Source organism: Kribbella sp. (assembly GCF_035655035.1).
Lineage (GTDB): Bacteria > Actinomycetota > Actinomycetes > Propionibacteriales > Kribbellaceae > Kribbella.
On the sequence record NZ_DASRVN010000328.1, the window covers coordinates 1 to 3205 of the forward strand.

5 protein-coding genes are annotated in these 3205 nt (G+C 69.6%); 2 read left to right on the forward strand and 3 right to left on the reverse strand.

The genetic code is table 11. From position 1 onward, the window contains the following. The 3 genes from VFF46_RS18485 to VFF46_RS18495 form a co-directional block, all read right to left on the reverse strand. On the reverse strand, positions 1–280 hold a 280-nt coding region (locus VFF46_RS18485; protein ID WP_325038384.1), incomplete at its 3' end, for a DUF1290 domain-containing protein. Next, positions 277–1122, reverse strand: coding sequence for a DUF881 domain-containing protein (locus VFF46_RS18490; RefSeq protein WP_325038385.1), 846 nt, complete (start codon positions 1120–1122; stop codon positions 277–279). The genes VFF46_RS18490 and VFF46_RS18485, both read right to left, overlap by 4 nt. Next, a complete protein-coding gene (locus VFF46_RS18495; protein ID WP_325038386.1) occupies positions 1119–1715 on the reverse strand; it encodes a CDP-alcohol phosphatidyltransferase family protein in 597 nt (198 codons plus the stop codon). The genes VFF46_RS18490 and VFF46_RS18495 overlap by 4 nt, the downstream gene beginning before the upstream one ends. 137 nt (positions 1716–1852) lie before the next feature. On the opposite strand from VFF46_RS18495, the gene VFF46_RS18500 reads away from it, so the two are divergent. Beyond that, positions 1853–2221, forward strand: coding sequence for a YciI family protein (locus VFF46_RS18500; RefSeq protein WP_325038387.1), 369 nt, complete (start codon positions 1853–1855; stop codon positions 2219–2221). Beyond that, positions 2221–3205, forward strand: a 985-nt coding sequence (locus tag VFF46_RS18505) for an RNA polymerase sigma factor (protein WP_325038388.1), incomplete at its 3' end; no start/stop codon positions are given. The genes VFF46_RS18500 and VFF46_RS18505, both read left to right, overlap by 1 nt.

Here is a 3205-nt window from a genome sequence, read left to right on the forward strand (position 1 = left end):
TGCCCAGGACGACCACGACACCGGTGGACAGCTGCGAGCCGACACCGAGCTGGTCGCCGAGGTACACGATCAGCGCCGCGATCAGGACGTTGGACACGAACGACACGACGAACACCTTGTCGTCGAAGATCCCGTCCAGGAACGCCCGCAGCGCGCCGAACACCGCGTCCAGCGCGGCCACCACCGCGATCGGCAGGTACGGCTGGGCCCATTCGGGGACGTCGGGCGCGACCAGCAGGCCGACGACGATACCGATCACCAGGCCGAGTACGGCGATCATTTCGTTGTTCCCACCTTCGCGTAGCGCAACGCGATCGTCGCATCGGCCGGCACCAGCAAGGAATCCTCCGTCGTGATCGTCATCCGGACACCGAAGTTGCTCACCAGGTACTGCACCCACTGCCCGCCGGAACTCTGTGCGAACCGGGCCGGCATGGTCGCGGTGTCCCCGATCGCGAGCACCGTGTACGGCGGCGTCAGCGAACTGTAGTCAACCGTGATCGCACTGCCCGCACCGCGGATCGCGGTGAGCGACGTGAGCCGGTGGCCGTTCACCGAGATCGCCTCCGCGCCGGCCGTCCACAGCCCGTTGACCAGCTGCTGCAGGTCGACGTCGAGCAGCCGGCCCTCCTTGGCGTCGGCGTTCTTCGCGTCGTCGATGACCGCCTTGACCCCGGGACCGGTGACCGCGATCGCGCCGGCCTGCAGCTCGAGGTCGTCGAGCTTCTGCTGCAGGGCCGCGCCCGTACTGTCGTTGCTCAGCCCGCCGGCCTGCAGGCCGCGGACCTCGTCGGACAGCTGGGTCTGGTGGTTGCGCAGGTCGGTCAGCCGGCTGTCGGCCTGGTTGATCCGGTCGATCAGTTCCTTGCGCTGCTTCTCCGCCTCGGGCGCGCTGCGGTAGTTCTGCGCGGCGGCGATCGCGAGCAGGAAGCCGAGCACCGCGGCGGCCACCACCAGCAGCACCCGGTGCCGGGACCGGCCTTCCTTGCCGCCCTGGTTCGAACGGGTGCTGGCGGCGACGGCGTACCCCTCGTCGATCGGGTGCGCCATCAGGTTGTTCAGCAGTGACATCGACGCGTCCACGCGCCGAGGGGTCGTCTGCTGCGGGGCTTGCTGGGTCACCCGGCCGAGTCCTTGATCGGTTTCACCGTCTGGACGAGGTGCCGCAGCTGGGCGAAGTACAGCGCGCCGGCCCAGTAGTACAGACCAGTCCCCCAGATCGCGAACGCCCAGCCGAAGACGCGGGCCAGCAGGTTCAGAGTGCTGTCGCCGTCGCCGAGCAGGAGCAGCGGGAACGCGTACAGCAGGCAGAACGTCGCGGACTTGCCGAGGAAGTGCACCGGCAGCGCGTTGAAGCCGCGACGGTGCAGCGCCGGCAGGGTCAGCGTGAGCAGCACGTCCCGCAAGGGCAGCGCGATCGCCAGCCACCACGGGATGATGTCGCGCAGCGCCAGGCCGAGCACGGTGGCGAAGATGTACAGCCGGTCCGCGACCGGGTCGAGCATCTGGCCGAGCCGGCTGGTCTGGTTCATCCGGCGGGCGATCTGGCCGTCGGCCCAGTCGGTGAACCCGGACACCGCCAGCACCAGCAGCGCCCAGCCGTCCGCCTTCGGCCCGAGAACCAGCCACAGGAACAGTGGCACCCCCAGCAACCGCAGGAAGCTGAGCGCGTTCGGGATCGTCCACACCCGGTCGGACACTTCCAAGTCCGGCACGCGACCCCTCCCTCTCTCCACCCTGGATACCCGTCGTAACTCTACTGGGGCGTCCCGACAGGTTTACGCGCGGCCATGCCGGGGCAGGCCGCGCCTTTCTTCAATCGATACTTCCCGGTGATGCTTAGGCTGGGCAGATGAAGTTCCTGGTACTGATCTACGGCAACCCGGAGTCCCGCGCGGTCTGGGACTCGTTGACCGATGAACAGAAGAAGGAAGGCATGGCCGGGTACGCCGCCCTGCACGCCGAGCTCGCCGTCCGTCAGGAGCTGATCGCGTCGGAGTCCCTCGACGACCCGGCCCTCACCAAGCAGGTCCTGGTGCGCGACGGCAAGCCGCTGACCACCGACGGCCCGTTCGCCGAGGTGAAGGAACAGCTGGCCGGCTTCTTCCTGCTGGACTGCGAGTCGATGGACCGTGCCGTCGAGATCGTCGCGCAGATCCCGGAGGCGCCGTACAGCGTTGTAGAGGTCCGCCCGGTGCGGGACCTCGGCGCGTACCGCTGATGCTCGAGGAGCTGCTCCGGGAGCAGGCGCCACAGGTCCTCGGCGCGCTGGTCCGGCGGTACGGCGACTTCGACGCGTGCGAGGACGCCGTACAGGAGGCACTGCTCGCAGCGTCGCTGCAGTGGCCGGCTGACGGCGTACCGGAGAATCCGCGGAGCTGGCTGATCACGGTCGCGTCCCGGCGGCGGATCGAGGTACTGCGCAGCGAGGCGGCCCGCACCCGGCGCGAGGAGACCGTCGCGTCGTGGAGTCCCCCGGAGCCCGCATCGGCGGAGGACGACTCGCTGACGTTGCTGATGCTGTGCTGCCATCCGGAGCTGCCGGCGCAGTCGCAGGTCGCGCTCACGTTGCGTGCGGTCGGCGGGCTGACGACCGGCGAGATCGCCCGCGCCTTTCTGGTGCCGGAGGCAACGATCGGGCAGCGGATCAGCCGGGCGAAGGCGAAGCTCCGGGGCGCCCGGTTCGCGATGCCGCCGGCGGCCGAGCAGCCCGAGCGGCTGGCCGCCGTACTGCATGTGCTGTATCTGATCTTCAACGAGGGCTACACGGCGTCGTCCGGTCCGTCGCTGCACCGGGTCGAGCTGTCCACGGAGGCGATCCGGCTGACGCGGCAGCTGCTTGCTTTGCTGCCGGCCGAGGGCGAGGTGGCCGGATTGCTGGCGCTGATGCTGCTGACGGATGCGCGGCGGCCCGCCCGGACCACCGCCGAGGGTGCGTTGGTGCCGTTGCCGGAGCAGGACCGGTCGTTGTGGGACGCGGCGTCCATTGCCGAGGGCACCCAACTGATCGAGTCGACGCTGCGTACGGCGCCGGTCGGGCCGTACCAGCTGCAGGCGGCGATCGCGGCCGTGCACGACGCGGCCGCCGCGGCCGAGGACACCGACTGGCGCGAGATCCTGATGCTGTACGAACTCCTCGAGTCGACGGCGCCCGGGCCGATGGTGACGCTGAACCGGATCGTCGTGGTCGCCATGGTGCACGGAC